22 protein-coding genes and 1 pseudogene are annotated in these 24,729 nt (G+C 68.3%); 13 read left to right on the top strand and 10 right to left on the bottom strand.

Annotated features, from left to right (window positions below):
• Positions 1–9: 9 nt before the first annotated feature.
• Positions 10–1,491, bottom strand: a complete 1,482-nt coding sequence (locus QSK31_RS27805) for an MFS transporter (RefSeq protein WP_285687360.1) — start codon at positions 1,489–1,491, stop codon at positions 10–12.
• Positions 1,492–1,804: 313 nt separating this feature from the next.
• Between QSK31_RS27805 and QSK31_RS27800 the strand changes: the two genes are divergently transcribed.
• Entirely contained in the window at positions 1,805–3,883 is a 2,079-nt protein-coding gene (locus tag QSK31_RS27800) for a two-component system sensor histidine kinase NtrB (RefSeq protein WP_285687359.1), read from the top strand.
• Between the two features lie 110 nt (positions 3,884–3,993).
• Here the strand turns inward: QSK31_RS27800 and QSK31_RS27795 are convergent, their stop codons facing one another.
• From QSK31_RS27795 to QSK31_RS27780, 4 genes are all read right to left on the bottom strand, one after another.
• Positions 3,994–4,920: a CPBP family intramembrane glutamic endopeptidase gene (locus QSK31_RS27795; protein WP_285687358.1), complete on the bottom strand. Its 927-nt coding sequence runs from the start codon at positions 4,918–4,920 to the stop codon at positions 3,994–3,996.
• A gap of 123 nt (positions 4,921–5,043) precedes the next feature.
• Complete coding sequence (locus tag QSK31_RS27790; RefSeq protein WP_285687357.1) at positions 5,044–5,727, bottom strand: response regulator; 684 nt, start codon at positions 5,725–5,727, stop codon at positions 5,044–5,046.
• Positions 5,724–6,917, bottom strand: coding sequence for a sensor histidine kinase (locus QSK31_RS27785; protein ID WP_285687356.1), 1,194 nt, complete (start codon positions 6,915–6,917; stop codon positions 5,724–5,726). Before QSK31_RS27785 ends, QSK31_RS27790 begins: the two co-directional genes overlap by 4 nt.
• A gap of 10 nt (positions 6,918–6,927) precedes the next feature.
• Complete coding sequence (locus QSK31_RS27780; protein WP_285687355.1) at positions 6,928–7,710, bottom strand: CPBP family intramembrane glutamic endopeptidase; 783 nt, start codon at positions 7,708–7,710, stop codon at positions 6,928–6,930.
• Between the two features lie 475 nt (positions 7,711–8,185).
• On the opposite strand from QSK31_RS27780, the gene QSK31_RS27775 reads away from it, so the two are divergent.
• Complete coding sequence (locus tag QSK31_RS27775) at positions 8,186–9,109, top strand: alpha/beta hydrolase family protein (protein ID WP_285687354.1); 924 nt, start codon at positions 8,186–8,188, stop codon at positions 9,107–9,109.
• Between the two features lie 307 nt (positions 9,110–9,416).
• Positions 9,417–9,716: a hypothetical protein gene (locus QSK31_RS27770; protein ID WP_285687353.1), complete on the top strand. Its 300-nt coding sequence runs from the start codon at positions 9,417–9,419 to the stop codon at positions 9,714–9,716.
• Between the two features lies 1 nt (position 9,717).
• On the opposite strand, the gene QSK31_RS27765 is transcribed toward QSK31_RS27770, so the two are convergent.
• Positions 9,718–10,119, bottom strand: a complete 402-nt coding sequence (locus QSK31_RS27765) for a YbaB/EbfC family nucleoid-associated protein (RefSeq protein WP_285687352.1) — start codon at positions 10,117–10,119, stop codon at positions 9,718–9,720.
• A 464-nt stretch (positions 10,120–10,583) separates the two neighbouring features.
• Here QSK31_RS27765 and QSK31_RS27760 point away from each other — a divergent pair.
• Positions 10,584–10,982 (top strand): annotated as a pseudogene (locus tag QSK31_RS27760) (aldehyde dehydrogenase family protein); the annotation flags it as partial.
• A gap of 85 nt (positions 10,983–11,067) precedes the next feature.
• Here the strand turns inward: QSK31_RS27760 and QSK31_RS27755 are convergent.
• Complete coding sequence (locus QSK31_RS27755; protein WP_285687351.1) at positions 11,068–11,676, bottom strand: TetR/AcrR family transcriptional regulator; 609 nt, start codon at positions 11,674–11,676, stop codon at positions 11,068–11,070.
• A gap of 71 nt (positions 11,677–11,747) precedes the next feature.
• Here QSK31_RS27755 and QSK31_RS27750 point away from each other — a divergent pair, with 71 nt between their 5' ends.
• Both QSK31_RS27750 and QSK31_RS27745 read left to right on the top strand, forming a co-directional pair.
• Positions 11,748–12,287, top strand: coding sequence for a GNAT family N-acetyltransferase (locus QSK31_RS27750; RefSeq protein ID WP_285687350.1), 540 nt, complete (start codon positions 11,748–11,750; stop codon positions 12,285–12,287).
• A 255-nt stretch (positions 12,288–12,542) separates the two neighbouring features.
• Positions 12,543–13,031 (top strand): ricin-type beta-trefoil lectin domain protein, encoded by a 489-nt coding sequence (locus tag QSK31_RS27745; RefSeq protein WP_285687349.1) that lies wholly within the window; start codon positions 12,543–12,545, stop codon positions 13,029–13,031.
• A gap of 286 nt (positions 13,032–13,317) precedes the next feature.
• Here QSK31_RS27745 and QSK31_RS27740 read toward each other — a convergent pair whose 3' ends face one another.
• Positions 13,318–14,070, bottom strand: coding sequence for a response regulator (locus QSK31_RS27740; RefSeq protein WP_285687348.1), 753 nt, complete (start codon positions 14,068–14,070; stop codon positions 13,318–13,320).
• A 242-nt stretch (positions 14,071–14,312) separates the two neighbouring features.
• Between QSK31_RS27740 and QSK31_RS27735 the strand changes: the two genes are divergently transcribed.
• The 3 genes from QSK31_RS27735 (at position 14,313) to QSK31_RS27725 (ending at position 16,597) form a co-directional block, all read left to right on the top strand.
• Positions 14,313–14,762: a hypothetical protein gene (locus QSK31_RS27735; protein ID WP_285687347.1), complete on the top strand. Its 450-nt coding sequence runs from the start codon at positions 14,313–14,315 to the stop codon at positions 14,760–14,762.
• Positions 14,763–15,014: 252 nt separating this feature from the next.
• The gene (locus QSK31_RS27730; RefSeq protein WP_285687345.1) at positions 15,015–15,578 is read left to right on the top strand and encodes a TetR/AcrR family transcriptional regulator; all 564 of its coding nucleotides are present in this window, start codon (positions 15,015–15,017) and stop codon (positions 15,576–15,578) included.
• 107 nt (positions 15,579–15,685) lie between these two features.
• Positions 15,686–16,597, top strand: coding sequence for a DUF7666 domain-containing protein (locus QSK31_RS27725; protein WP_285687344.1), 912 nt, complete (start codon positions 15,686–15,688; stop codon positions 16,595–16,597).
• A 351-nt stretch (positions 16,598–16,948) separates the two neighbouring features.
• Here the strand turns inward: QSK31_RS27725 and QSK31_RS27720 are convergent, their stop codons facing one another.
• Positions 16,949–19,918 carry an MFS transporter gene (locus QSK31_RS27720; RefSeq protein ID WP_285687343.1) on the bottom strand — a complete coding sequence of 990 codons (2,970 nt, stop codon included), beginning with the start codon at positions 19,916–19,918 and terminating at the stop codon, positions 16,949–16,951.
• A 137-nt stretch (positions 19,919–20,055) separates the two neighbouring features.
• Here QSK31_RS27720 and QSK31_RS27715 point away from each other — a divergent pair, with 137 nt between their 5' ends.
• Positions 20,056–20,571: a TetR/AcrR family transcriptional regulator gene (locus tag QSK31_RS27715; protein WP_285687342.1), complete on the top strand. Its 516-nt coding sequence runs from the start codon at positions 20,056–20,058 to the stop codon at positions 20,569–20,571.
• 122 nt (positions 20,572–20,693) lie between these two features.
• Complete coding sequence (locus tag QSK31_RS27710) at positions 20,694–21,110, top strand: DUF1330 domain-containing protein (RefSeq protein WP_285687341.1); 417 nt, start codon at positions 20,694–20,696, stop codon at positions 21,108–21,110.
• Between the two features lie 112 nt (positions 21,111–21,222).
• Here QSK31_RS27710 and QSK31_RS27705 read toward each other — a convergent pair whose 3' ends face one another.
• Positions 21,223–21,789, bottom strand: a complete 567-nt coding sequence (locus QSK31_RS27705) for a TetR/AcrR family transcriptional regulator (protein WP_285687340.1) — start codon at positions 21,787–21,789, stop codon at positions 21,223–21,225.
• 94 nt (positions 21,790–21,883) lie between these two features.
• Here QSK31_RS27705 and QSK31_RS27700 point away from each other — a divergent pair, with 94 nt between their 5' ends.
• Entirely contained in the window at positions 21,884–22,861 is a 978-nt protein-coding gene (locus QSK31_RS27700) for an NAD-dependent epimerase/dehydratase family protein (RefSeq protein WP_285687339.1), read from the top strand.
• A gap of 256 nt (positions 22,862–23,117) precedes the next feature.
• Entirely contained in the window at positions 23,118–24,386 is a 1,269-nt protein-coding gene (locus tag QSK31_RS27695) for a TolB family protein (RefSeq protein ID WP_285687338.1), read from the top strand.
• Positions 24,387–24,729: the final 343 nt, after the last annotated feature.

Here is a 24,729-nt window from a genome sequence, read left to right as displayed (position 1 = left end):
CGGTCTCCTTCAGATGTGGCTGACGGGTACGCCGGTGACTACGTGACCGCGCATCCGGCGTACCAGGAAGACCGTCGGTATGGCGGCGAGGACGAACACCACGCCGGCTACGGCGATGTAGCTGTGCACACCGAACGAGGAATTGACGGACTCCCCCTCGTGGACGGTCCGGGTGGCCCCAAGGACGGCGGAACCGATGAAGTTCATCGTGACCGAGCCGATGGCCACCATGACCATGACCATGCTGGAGGCGGTGCCCTGCCGCTCCCGCGGCGCGAGGATGGACGCGAGGTTGAAGCCGGACGTGAGCAGCGAGCCTGCGGTCAGGCTCAGCAGGAAGGAGGACACCACCGCCAGCGGGAGGTTCCCCGCCCCGACCAGGAACATGATCACCGTCGCGGTCACGCCGGTCAGCACCCCGGCCGCGAGGGTGCGCGCAGGCCCGATCCTGGTCGCGACCGCACCGGCCAGGATGCCGCCGAGCATGATTCCGATCGACGGGATGCCGAACATCAGGCCGAGCGCGGCGGGGCCGGCGATCCCGTACCCGAGGCCCTCTCCGGGCGAGACCTCGATCAGCAGGCTGAACAGCTGGAGCATGCTCTGGTAGGCGCCGGTGCCCATGACGACCACCAGCAGCCCGAGCCCCAGGGCAACCGAGATGCCACGGATGTCGATGACCGGTTCCGACCGGCGGGTGAGCACCAGATACCAGTAGAGCAGCCCTGCGATCCCAGCGACCAGCACGAGTATCGGGAACGGGTTCAGCCATCCGAAGACCTGGCCCAGGCTGATGTAGACCAGGACGCCCGCGAGGCCGCCGCCCAGCACCAGAGCACCCCGGACGTCGACCGTCCCCGGCGTCCGGTTGCGGCTCTCCGGCAACACCAGCCGTACGAGCAGCGTGGCCAGTGCGGCGAAGCTCGCCGAGATCACGAACACGACCCGCCAGCCGAACGCGTCCACCGCCGGCTCCAGAATGAACGGCGTGACGATGCCGAAGACGGCCGAGCCCGACGTGACGAAGCCGGTCACGATCATCGCGAACTTCGGCGCGCAGATGTCCCGGATGAGCGCGACCGTGAGGAACAGGGCCGCGACCGCTGCCCCCTGCAGGACGCGCCCGATGACGAAGACGATGATGTGCGGCGCGGCCAGGCACACCAGACCACCCGTGCCGGCGACGAGCAGCGTGATCACCAGGATCTTCCGCTTGCCGTTGATGTCGGCGCTCTTGCCGAGCAGCGGCGCCCACATCGCGCCGGCGAGCATCGCGCTGGAGCCGATCCAGGCGAACTGATCGGTGTGGAAGGCCTCGCTCAGCTGCGGCAGAACGAAGGTCGGCGAGGCGAGGACGCTGTCGACCATGACGTTCACCATGATCAGGATCGCGACGTAGCCGACGACGCGTCTTGTCCACCCGGTGTGCAGGTCAGGCGGGGGCGGCTCCGCCCGGGCTTCCGCGGTGGCATTGGCGCCCAGTTCTGACATCGGTTCCACTCGTACCCGCTCTCGCCCGATGATCGGTGATGCGGCGACCGTAGGACGATCCTGCGGGGCGGACCTCGGCTTGCATGGAATCACAGAAATCCACGCTCTCACTGCATGGAATCACGGCCTCGCCGGGTATCCGATCAACTCTGACGGCGCGGCCAAACCGGCGACTTCCCCTCGCGGACGGACGAGATATGAGACCGTTCGATCGGGTGATTCGACAGTTGCCGGACCCAGTGGGAAAGGGTGGGTGACGGCCGTGCGCCGATGGGCATGGCTGACGGCACGCACTCGCCCGATGCTGGGGCAGGTGCGACTGTTGTTCCTCGTGTTCTGCCTGATCTGGGCCGCTATCGGCTTCTATGGCGCCGACGCGGACAGCGGTGTCCCGAGGTCGGCTTCGGGGGCCGCGATCGTGGTGGTCGAGGCGTCGCTGGTGGTCGGATACCGGCGAGGGCGGTTCCCCTGGTGGACGTGGCTGGTCGAGCTGCCCTGTGTCGGGCTGGTGGCATTCGCCTCGGGATACAAGATCACGATCGGCCTGCTCTTCGTATGGATCAATTTCCGGGCCCTCTACGGCAGCCGCAAAGATCAGCTGCCCGCGGCCGCGGCGGTGGTCGCCGTGATGGCCGGCGGCGTGTTCTTAGCCGGTGTTCCCTCATCCGACGCCGTGTCACTCACGGTGACCGCGCTCATCGGGCTCGCCATCAACCACACCCTGGCACAGGGTCTGCGCGCCCGTGACCGTGCTGCCGCCCGGGAGAGCGTGGTCGCCTCCGCCGGAGCGGCGTTCGCCGCCGTCGGCAGCCGGCAGGAAGCAGCTCAGGCGGCGGCCGGGGCGGCCCTGCGGCTCGACGAGGCGGTCGGCGGGGCACTGCTGACCACCATCGCGTCGAGCGCCGTACGCATCATCGGTCACGCCGGCTCCGCCGGCCCGGATGTGCTGAACCGATCGATCGAGCTGGACGACCTCGGCCCGGAGATGCTGACCGCCCTGTCCCCGGGCGGAACCGCCACGATCACCGGAGCCGCGGCCGCGGGTTTCGCCGCGGCGATGAGCATGCCGGCGCACGATCGGCTGCTGGTCGTCCCGCTGGCTGTGCAGGGCGACGTCTTCGGCCTGCTGGTGGCGGCGGTGCGCCGGCGTCCGGACGACGATCTGTCGGCCGCCCTGCTCACCCTGGCCGACGAGGCGGCGCTGACCCTGGACCGGCTGCTGAGCCGGTCCCGGTTGAGCATCGTGGTGGAGAACTCCTCGGACGCGCTGATCCTGGCCGGCGAGCTGGGCGTGATCCGGCTCGCCAATCCCGCGGCCGAGCGCCTGCTGGGCCACCCTGTTGGCGGCCTGGCCGGTCGTGACCTGCGCCGGCTCATCCATCCACAGGACCTCGACGTGGTGCTGACGGCCGCCTCGACCGGCGCACGGACCTGCCGGCTGCGGGGATCGGACGACCAGCCGTGGAGCGAGTACGAGGTCGTGGTCGAATACGTCACCGAGCATGACGGCTCCCGCAGCCTCATCCTGAACGCGCGTGACATCTCCGAGCAACGGAGACTGGAGATGCAGTTGCGGCACGCCCAGAAGCTGGAGTCCGTCGGACGGCTCGCGGCAGGCGTGGCGCACGAGATCAACACGCCGATCCAGTTCGTCGGCGACAACATCCGCTTCCTCGATGGCTCCTTCGCCGATCTGCTCACCCTGGTCACCGCCGTACGCGACCGCGGGGACAGCGACGAGGCGATGGCAGAACTGCTCCGGGAGATCGACGCCGAGTTCCTGCTGCGGGAGGTGCCCGCCGCCGTACGGCAGACACTCGAGGGCGTCGACCGGGTGGCGACGATCGTGCGGGCGATGAAGTCGTTCGGCCATCCCGGCGACGAGACGAAGAGCCTCGCCGATCTCAACGACCTGGTCACCAACACGCTGGTCGTGGCGGCCGGCGAGATCAAGCCGGTGGCGGACGTGGAGACCGAACTGGCGGATCTGCCGCCGGTGCGCTGCCACGTCGGCGACATCAACCAGACGCTGCTCAACCTGGTGGTGAACGCGGCACACGCCATCGAGGCGGCGGGGAAAGGCCGGGGCACCGTCCGAGTCGTCACCCGGCGCGACGGCGACGAGGCCGTCATCGACGTGGCCGATACCGGAACCGGCGTACCGCCCGAGGTCGCGGACAAACTCTTCGACCCGTTCTTCACCACCAAGGAGGTCGGCCGGGGCACCGGCCAAGGCCTCGCCCTCGCACGCAGCCTCGTGGTCGACCGGCATCAAGGATCCATCAGCTTCCACACCGAGATCGGTGCCGGCACCGTCTTCTCGGTGCGGCTGCCCATCGGCGAGGCGGCCGGACCCGCGCCATCATCGACCGAGCTGGAGGTCGTGCCATGAGCGAGAGGCCGGCCAGCTGGTGCTGGCCTGCTCCCTCCGCGAGGACTACCCCGAGGTTCCGATGGCGAGCCACGGTGCGGCGGTGACCAGGGCACACCTTCGCGGGCTCGTCAGCCCGCCGAACGCAGCTCGTCACTTTGCCGCACGTCGCCGGCTGCCCACGGGCGACGGCGCAGTCCGCCGGTCCGGTGGGCCCGGCGCAGCAGGAAGAACGCGGGTACGAGGCAGAGCAGCAGCGCGACCAGGCTGGCCTCCGGGCCGAAAACGCCCCCGGACAGCAGGTCCGGTCCGGTCAGGGTGGTGTGCAGCAGGCCAGTTTCCCCGCCCCCGACGGTGCTGGAGGTCGGCAGGCCGAAAATGCCGATGTGGGTGAAGTCCCAGGCGAAGTGGAGCCCGATCGGCAACCACAGCGATCGGGAGACGAGGTAACACGCGGCGGTCAGCGTGCCGCCTTCGATCCCGAGCGCGATGGTTCCCCACAGGGTGGCATGGTCGTTGACGAGGTGGGTGAGACCGAAGATCAGTGATGACGTCAGCACCGCGATCACACTGCCCACGCGCTCGTCCAGGATCCGGAACACGACGCCCCGGAACAGCAGTTCCTCGTTGACGGCGATGCTGGCCACGGCGCCGATGCTCGCGACGAGTCCACCGATCGACCCCCAGCCGACATGCTCCCAGCCGCCGAACGCCCCGATGATCAGGATCATGGTGGTGAACAGACCGCATCCGAGGACTCCGCCTCGGGCGAGTCCCGACCACCGGCCGGCGCGGGACAGTTCGGTGACGGTGGCGCGCGCTTCCACCGTGCGGGTCAGCCAGTGATAGCAGACCAGCGCCGCCACGGCGGTGCCGAGACCGACAACGAGCGCGACGAACGCGTTGCCCGCCGCGAGCACGTTCAGACCGCGGGTCGCCGCCAGAACCACAAGGAGGGCGATGACCAGGACGGGCACCCGGAAGCGTCGCAGCCGACGCCGCGCGGGCGAGAGCTCCGCCGCGGTCTCCGCATTCTGAACAGCATCGTCACCAAGCATGGTTGTAGCCTCTCGAAACGCCGGCGTGTGAAATCGACGCGGATGACGATATGGCCGCGGCCGATCCGGCCCATCCCTCCTCAGAGGACAAAATGGGTAGCTCGGCCGGGGGACGCGGCGGTGTCAGCCGGCGTCCGGCAACAGACCGATCCGATAGGCGAGGATGACCGCTTGCACGCGGTCACGAAGGCCGAGTTTGGCGAGGATCCGCGACACGTAGGTCTTGACCGTTTCCAGGGACAGGACCAGTTCGGCGGCGATCTCGGCGTTGGAGCGGCCGGCTGCGATCTGCCGGAACACCTCCAGTTCCCGGCCCGTCAGCACCCGTTTGACGTTGTCCCTGGCCGGAGAGGACGTGTCGTCCGGCAACAGCCGTTCCGCGAAATGCCCGATCAGCTTGCGGGTGACGGCGGGCGCCAGCAGGGACTCGCCACGGGCGACGGTACGGATGCCGTCGACGAGCCGCGCGTGTGGCGCGTCCTTGAGGAGGAAACCGCTGGCGCCGGCGCGGAGAGCTTCGTACACGTACGCATCGACGTTGAAGGTGGTGACCATGAGCACCTTCACCGGATCGTCCACGTCGGGACCGGCCAGCCGCCGGGTCGCCTCGATACCGTCCAGAATGGGCATCCGGATGTCCATGACGGCGACGTCCGGGCGCAGTGACTGCGCCAGCCGCACCGCCTCGCGGCCGTCCGACGCCTCGCCGACGACTACCAGGTCGGGTTGCGCGGAGAAGATGGTGGCGTAGCCGGTGCGGACCAGCGCCTGGTCCTCGCAGATCAGCACCCGGATCGGGTCGCTCACTCGGTGCTCCTCGAGGGAATCAGGGCCCAGACCCGGAAGCTGCCGTCGGGGCAACGCCCGGAGACGAGATCTCCGTCGAGCAACCGCAGCCGTTCCCGCATGCCGGCCAGCCCCCGTCCACCTGACGGCGAGACCGGAGTGGTGGTTGACGGACCCGCGGTGGTGATCTCGATCTCGATGGCGTCCTCCTCGGTCCGGACCACGACCGTGGTCGGCCGGCCGGTGGCGTATTTGATCGCGTTGGTGAGCGCCTCCTGGACCACCCGGTAGGCGGCCAGTTCCACGTCGACCGGTAACGGTGTCTGCGGACCCTGCTCGGTCCAGTCGACGGGCTGCCCCGTCAGCCGCGCCTGCTCGACCAGGTCGCAGATCCGGCCCATGGTCGGCGCCCGGTTCGGAGTGGTGGGCTCGCCGGTCGCTTCGAGAGTGTCCAACAAGGCACGCAGCTCGGTCAGCGCTCGGCGGCCGGTCTCGCTGATGGCGGTCAGCCCGTCAGCGGCGCGGTCGGGCATGCTGGTCAGCAGGAACTGTGCCGCGTCGGCCTGGACCACCATGGCGGTCACGTGATGGGTGACCACGTCGTGCAGGTCGCGAGCGATCCGCGCGCGTTCGGCCGACGAGGCCACCTCGGCGGCCAGCCGCCGATGCTCGGCCTCCTCCGCGCGCCATCGGCGCACACCGGCCCCGGTCAACCAGATCACCACCAACACCAGGTAGAACGCCAGGAAATCCAGGAACCGCTGAGGGGATCCCCGGCCGTGCAGTACGACTGCCAGCAGGAGATAGCCCGCCGTCACGGCCGCCGCGAACGCCCGCCGGCTCCGCGCCAGATGAGCACCGGCGGCATAGACCGCGAGCAGCAGGGCCACCTTTGCGAATGTCTCCGGGCGGCCCAGCACCTGACCGACTGCCCACACTCCTCCGCTGGTCACGAGACAGACGGCCGGTCTGCGGCTACGCAGTGCCAGTGGCAGGCACATACCCAGCGTCAGCGCCACGTCGGCCATCGCGGCGGCATCGCCCAGCCGGCTGCTGGGAAGGTCACCGATCTCCGGCCCGAGGTGCGAAACCGTCGGCACGAAAGCCAGCGAGGAAACCACGACCGTCAGAGCGAAGTCCCGCGTGGACAGGGGGAACGACCGCCATCGTGCCGGTATGGATCTGAGTGCGGAGGCATTCCCGAAAGGCATCCGGGCGAGTCTAGTGACGGGCACGACGAAGGGGTACCAGGTTGCCCCGGCGCCCCGCGAGGATGAGCATCGGGATGGCGAGCAGCAGGCTCACGATGACCGGGATGATCGAGGCTTCCAGTCCGAACGCGCCGCCGGTCAGCAGTTCGGGTCCGACGGGCCGGGTGATCAGCAGACCGTCCGCCGCGTGACCGGAGACCGGGATGCCGAGCAGTCCCACAGCGGTGTTCCAGGCGAAGTGCAGGCCCACGACGAACCAGACGTTGCGCCGCCACAGGAACGCGGCGCCCAGCAGGACACCGGCCTCGACGGCGATGGCGACCGAGCTCCAAACCGTCCCCGCGGGGTTCGCCAGGTGCAGAAGACCGAACAGCAGCGCGGTGATGGCCAGCGCCACCCAGCTGCCGAACATTCGCTCCAGCGCCTGCAAAGCCAGGCCACGGAACAGCAGTTCCTCGGTCACCGCCGCGCCGAGGGAGACCGCCGCCATGGTCGCCACGATCGGCAAGGGATGCCCCGGCGACCGGCTGAACGAGAATTCGGTGATCACCATCAACACCGACACGCCGATGAACACCACTCCGACCACCACGCCGAACAGCAGCTGAGGCACAGCACCCCGCCCAGCGATCTCCGGTGTGTCACGCCGCGCCACATAGCGCATCACCAGCCGGTAGACGACGACCCCGGCAACAGCGCCCACCAGGCCGAGAGCCGGTCCGCCCAGCGACAGGGTGGAAGCAGCGCCGACACCGGCCATCCCCACCAGCAGCCAGACGAGCGGGAACCGCATGATGCGGCCGCCTCGTCCCAGCTGATCATCCCTGTCCGACCTCGACAACACGCCCACCAGGAGTCTCCCGTCATCGCACGGGCCGCCGGTCCGGCGTCCCGTCCCAGACGCTAGGGAAGCCCGCCATACCGGCGAATCACTCAGAAGTTGACGATCGACGTAGCTCTGACGGGGGATCCCGAACGTGGGCCGGCTCGGGCGGCGGTCCGGGCGACAGAGCTCCGGGTACGAGTCGCGCGAACCCTTGGCCAGGATCGGCGGCCATTGCCTGACGCTTGCACACCCCTCAGCAGAGCTACCGCGATTGTCCCCTGAGGAGGGATGAATCGCCGCACGGCAGGCCTTAGAGTCAGCCGCGTCGATTCCCGCGAACCGCGACATTTCGACTGTTCACCAAATATCGAGCGTCTCTCGTCATCAACACGGCACTGACGTCCGGCCAGTCTTTTCCGATGACAAATGTGGGGAGTACGGCGTGACAGGCCGGACAGGAACGCAGGCATCAACCGACTACCCACTGACAGTCACCGCTGACGACGGCGTGGGGCTCGCGGGCACGCTGACGTTGCCGGGTACACCCGGACCGCATCCGGCGGTGCTCTTCCTACCCGGCTCCGGCCGCGTCGACCGTGACTCCAATGCCGGCCGCCTCCGCCCCGGTCTCGGTCCCGCGCTCGCCGCCGCACTCGCCGAACACAACATCGCCTCCTACCGGTACGACCGTCGTGGGGCCGCGGACACCCCCGGCGACTGGTATCAAGTCGGTTTCCACCAGAACCGCCTCGACGCCGCCGCTGCCCTGCGTGCTCTTCGCGTCCACCCGGGCATCGACGCGGTCGCCGTGATCGGCCACAGCGAAGGCGCCATCCACGCCACCACCCTGGCGGCCCACCACAACCCCGCCGCCGCTGTCCTGCTGGCCGGTTACGCCCGGCCCGGCCATGACATCCTGCGCTGGCAGGCAGCCAGCATGGTCGGCCACCTCCCGGCGCCGCTGCGCGCCATAGCCTCCCGGCTGGGCCCGTTCGCCGCTCGCCAGATCGAACGCATCTCCGAATCAACGACAGACGTCCTTCGCATCGGACCGTCGCGGCTCAATGCCCACTGGTTCCGCGAACAACTGGCCCACGACCCCCGCCCCGATCTCGGCGCCATCCGAGTGCCGCTGCTCGCCATCACCGGCGACAGCGACCTGCAGGTCGACCCCGGTGACCTCGAGGTGATGGCCCGCCTGGTCCCACACGCCGAAACCCGGCGCATCCCCGGACTGACCCACGTGTTGCGCAGGGACACCCGCCGCCCGTCCCCGCTCGCCTACCCACGCCTGCTGCGCATGCCCACCGACCCGGCTCTGCTCACCGCGGTCGCAACGTGGCTCGCCGCCCACCTGCACCCATGAGCGGTCGCCGGATCCGGCGTCACCAAAGGCGGCGAGGTATCTGCGGGCGGGTCGAAATCAAGCAGCACGAGGGGATCGCGCTCCAACACCGACGTCACTTCCTCTTGGTCCATCGACTGGGAACATTCACCACCAATTCGGAGTACTACTCCAATGCCCGCGACGTGCGACCCTCTGACCGGAAGCTGGCCCGAGCTCGAACTTGGCTCGCGCTTTTGCCCGTAAGGCCTACGAGGGACGGGCGTACGCCTATGAGGAACGCTGGTGGCAGGAACACAAACACCTGCTCGAGGGGGAATGACGTCGGATGCCGGAGATGACGGCGGCTCAGCGTCGCTGGGAATCGTGGTACCAGGCCTTCATCTCGGTGGTGGAGGCATTCCCCGAACCGGTCGAGGTGCCCTGTCCCGAGGGCGACGGCGGCTTCATCCGCCTGACTTACTACGGCCTTCCTGGCAGCAGCAAGGGCTCGGTCACGGCCTGGTGCGACCGGTGCTACCACGGCATCTGGCTGGGGCGGGTCAGCATCCCCACCGGCGCGCAGGTCTACCCGTTCGAGGGCGGCCCCGAGGGCCGTCCCGAGATCAAGCTGATCCCCGAAGCGTGATCTAAGTATCGTGGTCGCTTTGCCCTCGGCTCAGGCCGAGACGCGTATGAAGCGAAGTGATCAGCGCTTGGCCCGTGGGCGTGTCCAGTCCGACCGTGTCCGCCGTCGCCTGCGCGAACTCGGCGGCCAGGGACTCCTTGGCCGACTGGACGGCCGCCAGGATCTGCCGCGCCGTGGTGGCCGCCGGCTGGTGTCGGACCCTCTCGTCGAGCCGCAGACCGGTGATCTGACCGTCCGATCCGAGCGTCACCTCGACGATCCCGTCGCCCTCTCGAGCGGTGGCGGACAGAGCGGACGTGCGTTCACTCAGCGCCCGCGCCTGCGCGGCGCGCTCTTCAAACCCTTGCTGCCAGGCGTCGACCCGTTCCGCGGCGAGACCATCCAACGACTCATCAAACACCATTTCACGTTAGAGCGGCCGTCAACCGGGACCGGTCAGCCAACGATCTGGGCGGTGTTGCGAGCCAGGGGGCACAAACTCCCACGACTTTTTGAGGCCTGGCGGCTTCGTAGTGCCCGCCGGTTCAGAGTGCCTGCACGTCTGTTCAGTTCCCTACTCAGGTCTCCGCAGTGGAGGGACGAGGCGGTCGGCGAGACTGCCAGCCGTCGTCCGGAGCTGGTCGAGGTCCATCCCCGCGCGGCCCAGGATACGATCCCCTGCTGCACCGCCACCACCTCGGTGGCCAACGCCACCGGGTTCCCCGCCGGCGAAATGCCACCCTCCTCCTGCGCCCGGGCGACACCCTCAGCAACGATCGCCACGCGTTCGTCGTAAGTGCGGCTGCCGGACTGATCGCCACCGAGCATTCCACAAGTACGCGTGTGCTTTAGCGGCCGGTCGCACGCTGATCCTCAAAACCGGCTCCGCAAACCGTGTTGGACACCATCCTGCCGGCGGAGGCCGCTATCGCCGCGGGCCTGCCCGCTGGGGTGCTCAACATTGTCTACGGCGGCGCTGCCGTCGGCCCAGCGCTGGTCGAGCACCCTGGCGTCGACAAGATCGCGTTCACCGGATCGACCGCCGCGGGCCGCCGGATCGCGGAGGCCTGCGGGCGGCTGCTGCGCCCGGTCACCCTCGAACTCGGCGGCAAATCCGCCGCAGTGGTCCTCGACGACGTGGACCTGGCCGCCATGACCGGCAGTCGCGCCTTCGCGGACATGGCTTTGTTCAATAGCGGCCAGACCTGCTGGGCCTCCACCCGCATCCTCGCGCCCCGTTCCCGGTACGACGAGATCGTCGGAGCAGTCGCGGCCGTGCCGGCATGATCACCGCCGCGGTCGACGCCCGGCATCAAGCCCGAGCCCGGCGATGCCACTACACACGTCGCCTAACCTCGAACTTCAGCTTTGATCACGAACGGCCGCTACCGGAGCAGCCCAGGCCGTAGGCCACCAAGGCGGCGTCGAGCATGCGTTCCTGCTGACCCGCCGGGTAGGCAGCGGGATCCGCGGCGGCGAGAGCCGCGACACCCTCGGTCATTGCGATCAGCCCCAGGGCGACCGCGCCGACCTGATCGACCGGCCAGTCCGGGGCAGCCGCGGCGACCAGCCGCTCGACCCGTTGCCGCCAGGCTCGGTTGTTGCGGCGGTGCATGCCGATCAGTTCGGCGTCCGCCACAGCCGCAGCCAGGAAGCCCAACCAGACGATGCTCCAGTTGGTCGTCTCCGGATCGGTCGCCAGGCCCTGGCGGAGGACCGCGCGCAGCGCTGCCCGCGGCGAGGTGGCCGCGGCCTCGAGGGCCTCGACCCGCTGCCGGGTGGTGTCGTGCAGCAGTTGCCGGGCGTGCAGCAACAGCGCTCGACGGTTCGGGAAGCGGTGCATAACCAGGCCCGTCGTGCAACCGGCCGCCGCGGCGACCGCGCGCACTGTCAGCTTTTCCAGGCCCTGTTGCGCGAGCACGTCCCAGACCGCGCGCGACAGCGCCTCGCCCTGGGCCGCTCGGTCCGCAGGCAGTGACACGACTCTCACCTCCTTATGGTCGTAACGCTTGTTACCGTAACGCTTGTTACCGAGCATTGGTGAGGAGCGGCATGACCTGGATCATCGCGCAGCGGCCGTGGACCGACCCGGTGGGCGAGGCGTTACGTGTCTCGCAGAAAGCCGAACTCGACCTCCGCTACGGTACCGACGACCACGAGCCCGGCACGCCGCCCGCGGCCGAGAACATCGACCTGTTCCTGGTCGCGGCCGACGAAGCCACCGGCCAACCGCTCGGCTGCGCCGCGCTGCGCCGCCTCGACCCGGTCACCGTCGAGGTGAAGCGGATGTACGTGGTACCGAAGAGCCGCGGCTCGGGGGTGGCGACCGACTTGCTCCGAGGGCTGGAGCAGGCCGCACAGGAGCGCGGTTGGACGACCGTCCGGCTGGAGACCGGCCCGGCCCAGCCGGACGCGATGCGCTTCTACGAGCGCGAGGGCTACCGCGAGATCCCGCTGTTCGGCGCGTACGTGGACTCCGACCACTCGGTCTGCTACGAACGCGTCCTACCTGACGAAGCCGTCCCGGCCGCGGTCCCACAGCGCAGCTCCGATCACGCGGTGGCCGCCCCTGCACCACCGGCCCTGACCTAGATCCCCAACGGCGGCTGCCGTACCAAGACGCGGACCTGATGCGCCTGGCTCGCCGCCCACCTGCACTCATGAGCGGTCAACGGATCTGACCGTCGCCACAAGAGTGACGAAGTGTCTGCGAGCGCGCCGGGGTTCGGAGGACGGCAAGGTTCGGCACGGCATCGTCGGCCGGCCGGGTCTAAAAATCTGCTGAGATCTGTCGCCCATGATGTGGGCTCCACCGGCTCCACACCGACGTCAAAAGAGAGGCAGCAAATGCCATCACGACGGAAGATCGCTTCGCTGGTCGCGGCCGGCGCGCTGGCCATCGTCGCAGGACTCACCGCAGCGGCTCCGGCTCAGGCAAGCGCGGTGGCCGACCCGCGAGGGACGCTGCGCAACGCAGGGACCGGGCTGTGTCTCGACTGGCCGGGCTCGCTCAATCCGGGCAACGCCACGTTGGCCGTGACGGCGACGTGCACCGGCTCGAGAACCCAGCAGTGGACGTACTCGGAGATCGACCACTTGATCCACAACACCGGTACCGACTACTGCGCCGCCACCGGCAACACCAACGCGGTCTTCGTCACCACATGCGCCGGCAAGTGGGGCGAGCACTGGAATTACACCAGCGACGGACGCTTCCACCAGCTCGACTGGACGACCGGCTGCATGCAGGACAACAAGTCCTTGGGAGCCTATGTCACCTGGACCGGAGTCTGCCAGACCACCGACATCGAGGTGTGGCAGCACTCGGCGACCTGACCGACCAGTAATCATCGCCTCAATGTCGGCTAATCATCGCCTCAATGTCGGCGTTTCCGGCGTTGCCCGGGTTCGGACTCATTGAGCGGCCGGCCGAGCGTGGCGCGAATCCTTCCCAGACTGCGCGTGCCTGGGCGGACCTGATGACCGCATTCGACTTCGAGCTCGTGATGAGCCGCTGAGCCCACGGCTGGTAGCGGACCTCGGGCACGTCGTACTCGGCAGCCGGCAGCGTGACGAAGGCGGCGTCGGGCCGGCCACGCCGTGCGGCGTGAGAGCGGTGCCTTCACGCCTGGGGCGTACCCGTCTCTGGGTGGGGTTCCTTTGTGGGGTGCGTTGATGCGTGGCGGGAGCGGGTGTGCTTCAGAGCGGCGTCGACGCCGTCGTTGAGTTGGGTCGCGGTGAAGGGTTTGGGTACTTGCTGGTCGCCGTCCACCAGTACCTGCCGGGTGTCGGAGTCGGTGGCGTTGGCGCTGGCCAGCACGACGGGGATGTCGGCAGTCTCGGGGTCCTCGAGGAGCGTTTCACGGGCTTGCAGTCCGGTCATCACCGGCATCTGGTTGTCGGTGACCACGATCTCGGGGTGTTGGCTGCGGACCTCGTCGACCAGTTCGCCGCCGTCGTGGCACATGATGACCTCGTGGCCGGCACGGTTGAGGACTCTGGTGACCACGTCCTGGATGGCGTCGTTGTCGTCGGCCGCCACGATTTTCGCCATAGCTTGCCCTCCCTTGTCGCTGTCGGCGGAACCGGGATGCGGGCCCTCGCCCCGCTGATGGGCTGACCCGCATGGCGCCGGGTGCGGACTTGACGGCGATGGTGGCCTCGGCCTGGTGACGATCCCGTAGACGGTGGCCAGGCCCGGGCCGGTGCCGCCGCCGTCGCGTTGGGTGGCGAAAAACGGTTCGAACATGTGCCCGATGATCTCGGCGGGCATGCCTGTGCCGGAGTCACCGACTCGCAGTCCGGTGCGATGACGGCCTGAGCGTTGGTCATGATGCCCTTCCCCGGCCGTATGCCAAGGCGAGCACCGAACCAAACGGCGGCCACCCCAGAACGGTCCGGCCTACGGCACGGCAGTTGCGTCGAACGCCGGTCTCCTCCAACCGTACACCCTATTCGCACCATTCTAGATGGAATATGGTATTAATATACGCCTTTTCGCCTCGCCAGGTGTCGCCGCGATCGGCCATACGACCCCCGGGGCGCGCGGCCAACGAGCCCTGACCCGCGGCGGAGACCCGTGCAAGGGACGTTGACTCCCGCTGTGACACTTGCCGAATGACCGAGACGGCAGCGCCCACCGCCCCACCAACCCCGGACGGCAGGCGGCGGACCAGCCGTTTCGTGGCCCTCGGCGTGGCTGGGGCCGTGATTGCGCTCGGATTATTCCTCTGCTGGCCCCGAGTCAGCACAATCAAGACGTCCACCCAGGCGCCGTCGGTGAAGTATTCCGACGGCTCCACCCACACTGCGGTCCTCAAACGGGTGAGAGCGCCGATCGCCGCCCTCGGCCTGACAGACACCGTCGCCTTCGCGGCGAACCACTACGAGATCTACCTCGGCCGCGACCCGGGCGGTGACTACGGCCACCACCTACGGCTGGACGCTACCGGAATGGACCCCTCGGACATGACAGTCGAATGGACCGCAGAAGGCGCCTGGTTCACCTTCCCACCCACCGGTCACCGAATCTTCGTGCCGGCGGACTCCTTCGTGGGCGGCCGCTGACGGTAACCGTCCGGGAGCCGGCCCCACCGGCCACGAGCCGCGATTACCGCCGAGGCGAAACCGTGTTGGTCAGCCCAAGGGGCCACGGCGTGACCTCCAAGGTGCCGCGGCAAAGCTCGGCATCACCGCGCGGCAGGACACGTCGCGGGGGCTTCGGTCATCGTGCAGGTAGGTTCGTCGTACCCGGTTGTCAGGAGGTACGTCGTGGAAGCGGTCAGCCGTCCGGCCGGGAGCCGCCGTCGAGGTGCCGCCTTGGAGGAGGTCATTCTCGATGCGGCTTGGGATGAGCTGAACGAGGTCGGGTACGAGCAGATGACGATCGCGAGGGTTGCGGCGAGGGCGCAGACCGGCAAGCAGGTCCTCTACCGGCGATGGCCGAACCGCGTCCACCTGGCTGTCGCCGCGGTCAACCATCGCGTAGGACCGCCCAGCGCCGAGCCGATCGACACCGGCTCCCTGCGGGGAGATCTGCTGGCCCTGCTCGAGGCGACATGCGGGCGAGTGAGTGGGGTCGACCCGGGAATCCTGCGCGGCATCTTGTCCGAGTTTCTGGACGAGGACTACGCGTTCGGGACAACCATGGCCACGCTGGTGGCGACCCTGCTGGACCGCGCGGTCGCCCGCGGTGAGCTGCCCGACGTGCGGGTTCCCCACCGGGTGTTGTCGCTTCCGGGTGATCTCGCCCGAAACGAGGTCGCTCGTGTGCTGCGATCGCGCGGTCCGGGAAACATGATGGAACGCCTGCACCAGCCGCTCGCAGAGATCGTCGACCAAGTGTTCCTGCCGCTCGTGCGGGCCCGTCTTCGCGACGCCTGACCCGCCGGCAACGGACGTGACGCACATCCCCCGATTAGGCACTGGCGTCTCTTATCTTCAGCACCTAACCTGATAAGAAACGTTCGTCTCTTATCGAAGGATCGACCATGGACGCCATGACAGACGACACTCTGCCGAGCATCGAATGCTACCGATTCGTCACGGACGACTTGACTTCGGCGCATGCGGATGTGTCCTGGCGTACCGGAGAGTGGAATGAGGTGGGCGGGGCCATTGTCTGCTGTTCCCACGGACTACACGCTTCGGTGACGCCGCGAGACTCCGTCCGGAACGTGTACGGGCAGCGATGGTTTCTCGCGGAAGCCCGAGGCGAGATCTCTCATCAGGGCAACAAGTTCGCGGCGAGCGAGATGCGGCTCGTCGAGGAGATTCCGTCAGCGGTTCTACGACGCTTCGCGGTGGTCTGTGCCCGGCGTAGTTTCGACTACCTGGAGAAGCGGCACCCGACAGATGCTCGGATCCTGCAGTGCATCCAGGCCACCGACGATTTTCTTGACGGCACTGCCGGCGAACACGTCCTCCTCGACGGACGCGAAGCGGCCGCCGCCGTCATCGGCTCCGGCGCGGCTACCGGCCCCGACACCGGGCGCGCCATTGCCGCTGCGATCGCCGCGTCTCGTGCCGCCAACGGGGATGCGGCGTCGTGGACGGCCGCCGCGGCCGGCGCGGCACACGCGGCTCACGTTGCTGCGGATGCCATCGACGCGGCCGCCACTCTTACGGCCGCGTACGCGAGCGTGCACAATGTCGCGGCCGGCTTTGCCACCGCGAATGTCGCCGATGAGGCCGCCGCCGCCGCGCGGAGGGCCGCGGCTTCCGGTGCCGTTGCACATGCCGCAGCGGTGGCCGCGGCACGGGGCGTCTATGCGGCCGATACTGCTGCCGACGCCTACTTCGCAGCCTTCTCAGCCGCTACCTCGCAGTCCGCCGACAGTCACTACCTGGCACAGAACGCGGACCTTGTCGAGCTGATCGCCAACTCGCGGGCAAAGCGTTAGCCCGGATATCGAGCAAGGTCGGCATTTGGGGCGTGCCCCCTACCCTTATCCAGGATCCCGTCCTCCAGATGAGAGGCACTCGGAGGGTAGAGCGTTCTTTTCGCCCGAGGCTTGTCGTTACTTCCAAAGAGCATGGTCGGGTGAACCACAGGGTGGGCCGTCTTCCGTCTCGTTAAGAGCCTGATGCTTCAAGTTCGTTGGGAGCCTGATGCCGAAGAGGCGGGCAGATTCCAGTGTTCTTCGATCGCGATCAGTGCCACCTCAAGGCCTCCCGGCTCGCTGCGGCAGTCCACTCAACCGCCATTGAGCGAAGGCGGTGTTCCTCCTCGGCCGAGTAGTTATACGACCGGCTCACGAGCCGTCCGACAAGTGTGCGATCCAGCCTCGCGCGGCCTGGAGCAGAGCTTCGTGGGAGACGTCGTCGAAGGCGCGCAGCTTCAGGAAGTGCTGCGTGATCGTCAGGCCGAGGATGCCGCTCACGATGATCAGTGCGCGCAGGTGTGCGTCGTCGCCGTCCAGTGACCTGGTGAGGTTGTCGACGCGTTCGTCGAGGTAGACCCGCATCGTGTCGGCGGCTTCGGGCACGGTGAGCATCGACCGGACCAGGGCGGTGGTCTCCGGGGGCAGTTCGCCCAGCCGGACGGTGAGGACGTCCAGAAGGTGCTCGGCGGCGAGGTCACCGCTGTTGCCGGGCAGCTGAACAGCCGCGTTGAACAGGGCACCCTTCGACCCGAAATGTTGCATCACCAGCGAGGCGTCCACTCCCGCCACGCCGGCGATGCCCCGGATCGTCGCCCCGTCGAAGCCGCGCGTCGCGAACTCCTGCCGGGCGGCTTCGAGGATGGACTGTGCGGTGCGGGCCCGCTTGACGTCGCGGGAGGTCCCGGTCATGGATCTCACTATACAGTCGTTGAGCGAACTGCCGCAGGGGCTGAGGATCCGATGGGGCAATGATCGCGATCGAAGAACGTCGCAACCTGCCCGCACACACGTCGAAGACGCGCTCGGTTGCGGCGGCGCAGCTCGGCCAGTGGCCATTTGAGTCGGCGGCTTCGGGCCGCATCTGCAACCTCGACGGGATGAGGCCTTTCCCGTTCCCGGTTGAAGGCCTTTGCTCCGGAGCCAGGTGCGGACGGCCTGGATATGTTCCGCTTTGCGTTCCAGCGGTAGCCAATGGCCGGCGGGTATCGAGACGACTGTGAGGTCTGCGCAGGCTGCGCGCATCGGGTCGCCTTGGCGGTTTCCGGTGATGGTGCAGATCGCGTCCCACTCTCCGTTGAGGAACAGCACCGGCTGTGACAGGCGGCCGCCATGGGGTGCTGTGCGGGCATAGGCGATGTTGGCGTCATCGTTGGTGTACCACGCACAGGGTGGACCGAAGCCGTGGGCCTGGAACGCTTGTACCAGCACGTCGAAGTCGGCCGGCGGCCAGAGGGCCGGGTCGGGTTGTGTCGGCGGGGCGCGGTGTGCGGCGCCGAAGCGTCCTCCCTGGCGCGTAACCAGTGCCGAGGGCGATACCTTGCCGACGGCGTCGGGCGTGCCGGATCGATAGATGGAGGCCAGTGTTGCCGCCTGGTCGGCGTTGAGGTCGTTGACTGCCGTCTCGAAGTGCGTCGTGTAGTAGCGGTAGTAGTCCCATTGGCCGTCGGGGTACTGGTCAGCCGGGTAGATGGTCCGGTCGACCAGCGGTACCAGCGTGGCCAGGCTGTTCGCGTCGGGGAAATATGCCCAGGAGGTCAGCACGAGAGCATGGCAGCGCCCGGGTTCATGTGCGGCTAACGCACTGGCCACGATGCTGCCCCAGTCGTGGCCGACCCAGATGGCGGTCTTGCCGCCGAGGTGGTCGTGGAGTTCCGCCATGTCCGTCACCAGTTCGGTGACGGTGTAGGCGTCGTGGGCAGCCGGGGCGGACGATTTGCCGTAGCCGCGCAGATCGGGAGCGACGCAGTGCCAACCGTCGGCGGCGAACGCGTCCATCTGAGCGCGCCAGAACAAACCGATTTCCGGCCAGCCGTGCAGGAAGATCATCAGTGGTCCGCCGACCGGCCCGCACTCGATGTAGTGCGTGGTGTGACGAGGCGTGCTCAACGTACGCGAAACCAAGGTCGACGCCACGCCGGCATGAAGATCGTTCTTGCTCACCCGCCGGCGCGCCCGGACGATCCCGGCCACCAAGGCGATCAGCACCAGGACGACTTCCAACGCCCCGTACGCGACGGCTGTCGGTTTGAGGCCGAACCGCTCGACGGCAAGCCCGGCCGCGAGCGCCGGCACACTGAAGGCGAGGTAGCTGACGATGTACATGGTCGCGAAGACTTGTCCTCGCTGGGTCTCGGGTGCCGCCTCGCCGAGCGCGTTGACGGCGGAGCGGAACGCCGCGCCGAAGCCGAACCCCGCGACCACCGACCCGGCCACGTAAAGGGGCAACGCACCGATCAGCGTCGCCGCGATGGTGGCCAGGACGCCGACCGCGAGTGTTGCGTAGCCAAGCCGCTCTTGACGTCGCGGCGGCAGGGCAGTCGAGACAGTGGTGCCGGAAATGCCCGCGGCGAAGAACACGGCGAGCACGATGCCCACGACGAAATGACTGCGCACCTCCAGAACGGCGCCTAGCACCGACGACCCGAGTGACAGATACAGCCCGGCAAGCGCCCACGTCGCGGCGATCGAGGGAAGCAGTGCGAAGAAGGCCGGCCGCGTGGCCGGCGGAAGTCCGGCGCTGGGCAGCAGCGACCGCCAGATCGATTCTGGCGATGCCGGCTCGGGGCGAGCGCGTTCGGGAATCAGCCACACGAGCGCTGCGAGCACTAGATAGGCGACGGCGAGGATCCAGAAGACGAGTTGGCGAGGGAACGGCGCGAACTGCACCAGGGCGCCGGCGAGGACCGCGCCGATCGCGATCCCCAGCGCTGGGACCGCGCTGCTGACGATCGAGCCGAATCGCGGATCGGGGGCCGAATCCATGATCATCGCCGTCGTGGTGCCGGTGGCAGCACCGACCGCGAAACCCTGCACGATGCGCGCCGCCAGCAGATCGCCGGTACCTGAGGCGATCGCGAAGAGCAGCATGCCCAGCGCGAGAAGCACCAGGGCCGCGGAGGCGACCGGCCGGCGTCCTACCCGGTCGGAGAGCGAGCCGACGGTCAGCAAGGCGACCAGCAATGCGAAGACGTAGACGGCGAAGATGACCGTCAGTGTGAACGCGGAAAAGCCCCAGAGCCGCTGATAGACCGGATAGAGCGGCGACGGCGCCGAGGCGGCCGTCAGCGTCGCGGCACCGGCGGCCCCGGCAACGAAAAACGAGGCTGGACGATTGAGCACGTGACCTCCCACAAAAAGCAATGAACTTTGCTTTAGCTACCGTAGAGCAGGATCTTGTTAAAGCAAAGATCTTTGCGTACGGTAGTGACGTGCCTGACCAGGAAGCCGCGAGTCGCCCCGGGGGCCGGAGTGGTCGAGTGCTGACCGCGATTTACACGGCAGTCGGTGAGCTCGTAGGTGAGGGCGCCGACAGGATCAGCTTTCCGGTCATCGCCGAGCGGGCCGGGGTCAACCCGACGACGCTGTACCGGCGCTGGGACGACGTCAACGCACTCCTCGAGGAAGTCGCGGTCGCCGCCCTGACGCGAGACGGTGAGTCGCTGCCCGACACCGGATCACTCGAGCATGACCTGGCACAGTGGGCGGACATCATCGCTCGCGACATCACCCGTCCCGAGCGGGTCCGCTATCTGCGCGCGATGGTGTCGGCCCGCGTCGATATCGTTTCGGCCTGCCCGGTCACGGAGACACGGCGCGAGCAGGCGTCCAAGATGGTCCGCCGGGCACGCGAACGCGGTGAGGCGACACCGACAGTCCCGCAGATCCTCGACCACGTCATCGCGCCGCTGTACTACCACGTCGTCTTCGCATTACCAGTCGACCACGAGTACGCACGACGCCTGGTCCACGATGTGCTGACCATGGTCCGCTGAGCCCATGTCGGGCGCCCGCGGTAAGCCGCCGGCCGCCACATGCCCGAAACCGGTCATCGATCGGCGCGGCCGAGCGCGCAGTCACTCCGACCTCGATCCCTTGGCCCACCAGGAGAACCACCATGTCGAGCATTCAAATCAACCCCGACGACCTCGAGGCGGCCGCCGCGGCCTTCCCCGCCGACACTCCGCTGTTCATGCTCAACCTGCTGCGATTCCATCCCCAAGCGCAATACACCAGCGCCAGCGACGGGGAGCCCTGCAGCGGCCAGGACGCCTACCTCACCCGCTACCTGCCGGCCTTCAACACTGCCGTGCAGCCCTACGGAGGCTCGGAACTCGTCTTCGCCGGCATCGTCATCGCTCGCGTCGTCGGACCGGTCGATGACAGCTGGGATGCCGTGGGTGTCGCTCGCTATCCCAGCATCAGCTCGTTCCAGCACCTCGTCAACGACCCCGGGTACCAGACAACCGCTGAGCCCCATCGCCGCGCCGCGCTTGCCGACTGGCGCCTCTATGCGACCACCGCCCTGGGCTGAGAAGTGCGAACGCGAGCAGGCTTCGCCGTCCCAGCCGGGGCGAAGCCTGCTAAGCCCGACAAGACGTCGACACGCATCCCGATCCTGTCTGCTCTGATCGCCGGGAGGCTCGTCAGCCCGCAGGAAGCAGTCCGACGAGGGTGTCGAGGATCTCGTCGGCGTCGGTCTTCCACTTGTCCCGGGTGAGCTGGCCGCTGGCTTCCATGCTGATGGCCCCGTGTGCGCCGCTGAGCAGCACCGCTCCGAAACGGTGGGCTTGTGCGTCACCGACCAGGTCCCTCAACGCCGCGATGAACGGGCCCTGGCTGCGCCCGGCGGCCTGCAGCACCTCGGGTCCGGCCGGTGGCCGGTGCATCAACCGGTAGAGGTGTGGTCGTTCCCTGCCGGTGGCGAGCATCCCGGCGAGCATCGCCCGCACCTTGCCCCTGGTGGACATGTCCGGGTCCGCGCCCAGCGTGACGGCCTGATCGGCCAGTGAGTTCCACGCCCGTGCCGCGATCGCGGTCAGGAGGTCGTCCTTGTCGGCGAAGTGCCGGTAGGGCGCGCCACGACTGACGCCCGCCCGTGCGCCCACCTCCCGCAATGTCACCGCTTCCGGTCCGCCTTCGTCGAGCAGCCCGGCTGCGGCGTCGAGGAGGGCACGGCGGGTGGCGGCGGCGGACTCAACGCGGGTGATCACTGAACCATCTTACAAAGTTGACAATGTCACCTGAAGGCCTCACCCTCAATCAGGTGACAGCGTCAACCGGGCGCGTCGAAACTCTGGGGGTTCCATGGAAGTCTTTCTCACCGGGGGCTCCGGCTCCGCGGGCGGCGCCATCATCGGCCGCCTGATCGCCGAGGGGCACACGGTGCACGCACTCGCCAGGTCCACCGCGGCCGCGCAGACGGTCAAGGCCGCCGGAGCAGTGCCGGTGCACGGCGACCTGGCGGAGATCGCCGCCACGCCGGCCTGGCTCGACGTCCTCAGGCGGGTCGACGCTGTGGTGCACGCCGCGGCGTTCATGGAGTTCTGGGGTCCGGATCAGTTGTTCGTCGACCGCAACCTACGGCCCACCGTCGCGCTTTACCAGGCCGCGGTGGCCGCACGGGTCAAGCGCTTCGCGCTGATCTCCGCGGCGAGCGTGTCCACCGGCAGCAACCGGGCGGACAGCGTCAACGAGGGTTCCGACCCGGGACGGCCGAACATCGCATACAGCCGGGTCAAACTTCGCACCGAACAGGAACTGCTCGCTCTGCCGCACGGCGACACCACCCTGGTGATCCTCCGGCCCCCCTTCCTCTGGGGCAGCCGCAGCGCCCACAACCTGGACGGATTCGCCGAGTCGGTCGAGGCCGGCCGGTTCTCGTGGATCGACGGAGGCCGTCATCTGGTCGACTACTGCCACTTCGACAACCTCGCCCACGCTGTCACGCTGGCGATGACACGCGGGGAACACGGCCTCATCTGCTACATCACCGACGGCGACCCCCGTCCGGCCCGGCAGTTCTTCACCTCGCTGCTCGCCACCCGCGGGATAGACGTCAGCGGCGCCGGCAGTTTTCCCCGGGCGATGGCCTCACCCGTCGCCACCCTGATGGAGTCCGCTGCCAAGGCCCGGCGCAGCACCACTCCGCCGCCCATCACCCACTGGATCGTCACCTTCATGGGCCGCGACCGCGTCTACGACATCACCCGCGCCCGCACCAGCCTGGGTTACCAGCCGACGATCTCCGTGGACGAGGGCCTGCGTCGCATGACCCGTTCCTGAATCCCCCGCACCGGTGGGCAACCCTTGAAGCAATTCACGATCATTGAGGACCTGTACGGCGGACGCTGGGGCGGACGCGGCTCAACCCGGGCGGACCAGCGGAGGCGACTGGAGTATCAGGTACCGGACACGGGCGAACAATCGCGTCCCAGCCCGGGACCAACCAGGTATGACAACACAATTCGAGACACCAGCCACACGTCGCGGGACCGTACGGTCCCACCTCCACCGCCCGATCAGCACCGCCGCTGCCGGCGTGGCCGTACTCAGCGGTCTTGCCGTCGGTGTCGCACCCGGCGCCTCCGCTGCCGCACCACCGGCCACCACCCGAATCAGCGTGGACAGCAAGGGCGGCCAGGCCGCCCACGATCGCAACGAGCCTTTCGGGGCGAGCGCGGACGGCCGGTACGTCGCCTTCACCGCCGGCGCCGCGAATTTGGTGCCGGATGACACCAACGACACCTGGGACGTGCTGGTCCGCGACCGCCGAACCGGCATCACGAGCCGCGTCAGCCAGTCCAGTGCGGCGGTCGCGGGCGACGGCGCCAGCTTCGGCCAGTCCATGAGCCCGGACGGCCGGTACGTCTCCTTCACCTCCGACGCCACCAATCTGGTGCCCGGCGACACCAATGGGGCCTACGACGGCTTCGTTCACGACCGCCGTACGGGCAGAACCAGCCGGGTCACGCTGACCAACGGCGACGCCCAGGCCGACGCGCGCAGCTACACGCCGGTCATCAGCACCGACGCCCGGTTCGTGGCGTTCGTCTCCGACGCCACCGACGTGGTGCGGGGTGACACCAACGGCATAGCCGACATCTTCCTGCGTGACCGGCAGGCCGGTACCACTGTCCGGGTCAGCGGCGCGAACGCCGACGCCCCGTCCGACGCGCCCGCGGTCAGCGACGACGGCCGATACGTGACGTTCACGTCCGAGGCGGCGCTGGTCCCCGGCGACACCAACGGCATAGCCGACGTGTTCATCCGTGACCTGCGCACCGGAAGCCTCCGGCGGGTCAACGTGTCCACCACCGGCGCACAGGCGAACGCGCTCACCGTCTCCCCGACGATGAGCGCCGACGGCCGGTTCGTGGCGTTCAGCTCTGAGGCGGCGCTGGTCCCGGGCGACACCAACGGTGTAGCCGACGTGTTCCTCCGTGACGTGCGCGCCGGCACGACCGTCCGGGCCAGCCTGGCAGGCGACGGCGGGCAGACCGCCGGCGGCAGCAGTTACGGCCCGATGATGAGCCCCGACGGCCGGCACGTCGTCTTCAGCTCCGATGCCACCAACCTGGTGGCGGGCGACACCAATGGCGTAGCCGACGTGTTCCTCCGTGACCTGCGCGCCGGCACGACCGTCCGGGCCAGCCTGGCGGCCGACGGCGCGCAGGGCAACGACGGCAGTTACAGCGGGGTGGTCACCGGGAACGGCCGATACGTCGCCTTCGCCTCGGCGGCCACGAACCTGGTAGCCGGCGACACCAACGCCGTGACCGACGCATTCCTGCGCCGCATGCCCCGTTAGCCCACTCGATGTAGGACGAGAGCGCCCCGGCTTCGCCGGAAGCCGAGGCCTTTGTGCGCCAATCGTCGGAGCCGCAGGCATGACGATCGGGTACGCGCCGGCGGCAGATCATCCGCAGCGGGTCACGCGGCTCGCCATCGGAGAAGCGGCTTCAACCAGATCCAGCGCCTGGCCGTCGCCGATGGCGGCCACCTGGTGATTCACCCCGCAATTAGCTAGAGCGCATCTGACGGATCATCACCGGTTGCGATGATCGATCGTTGTCTCGTCGTGGCTGGTGATTTAACTGATGAGGACTGGGAACGGCTTGAGCCGTTGCTGCCGAGCATGGACCCGCAGCGTG

Origin of the sequence: Actinoplanes sp. NBRC 103695 (assembly GCF_030269485.1) — a bacterium.
GTDB lineage: Bacteria > Actinomycetota > Actinomycetes > Mycobacteriales > Micromonosporaceae > Actinoplanes.
This window is presented reverse-complemented; position numbering and strand designations above follow the sequence as displayed.

Excerpts from the sequence above, each read along its gene's own strand:
- QSK31_RS27805 (WP_285687360.1), bottom strand. The coding sequence starts at position 1,491 with ATGTCAGAACTGGGCGCCAATGCCACCGCGGAAGCCCGGGCGGAGCCG.
- QSK31_RS27795 (WP_285687358.1), bottom strand. The coding sequence starts at position 4,920 with ATGCTTGGTGACGATGCTGTTCAGAATGCGGAGACCGCGGCGGAGCTC.
- QSK31_RS27785 (WP_285687356.1), bottom strand. The coding sequence starts at position 6,917 with ATGCCTTTCGGGAATGCCTCCGCACTCAGATCCATACCGGCACGATGG.
- QSK31_RS27780 (WP_285687355.1), bottom strand. The coding sequence starts at position 7,710 with ATGCGGTTCCCGCTCGTCTGGCTGCTGGTGGGGATGGCCGGTGTCGGC.
- QSK31_RS27770 (WP_285687353.1), top strand. The coding sequence starts at position 9,417 with ATGCCGGAGATGACGGCGGCTCAGCGTCGCTGGGAATCGTGGTACCAG.
- QSK31_RS27765 (WP_285687352.1), bottom strand. The coding sequence starts at position 10,119 with ATGGTGTTTGATGAGTCGTTGGATGGTCTCGCCGCGGAACGGGTCGAC.
- QSK31_RS27750 (WP_285687350.1), top strand. The coding sequence starts at position 11,748 with ATGACCTGGATCATCGCGCAGCGGCCGTGGACCGACCCGGTGGGCGAG.
- QSK31_RS27745 (WP_285687349.1), top strand. The coding sequence starts at position 12,543 with ATGCCATCACGACGGAAGATCGCTTCGCTGGTCGCGGCCGGCGCGCTG.
- QSK31_RS27735 (WP_285687347.1), top strand. The coding sequence starts at position 14,313 with ATGACCGAGACGGCAGCGCCCACCGCCCCACCAACCCCGGACGGCAGG.
- QSK31_RS27725 (WP_285687344.1), top strand. The coding sequence starts at position 15,686 with ATGGACGCCATGACAGACGACACTCTGCCGAGCATCGAATGCTACCGA.
- QSK31_RS27710 (WP_285687341.1), top strand. The coding sequence starts at position 20,694 with ATGTCGAGCATTCAAATCAACCCCGACGACCTCGAGGCGGCCGCCGCG.
- QSK31_RS27700 (WP_285687339.1), top strand. The coding sequence starts at position 21,884 with ATGGAAGTCTTTCTCACCGGGGGCTCCGGCTCCGCGGGCGGCGCCATC.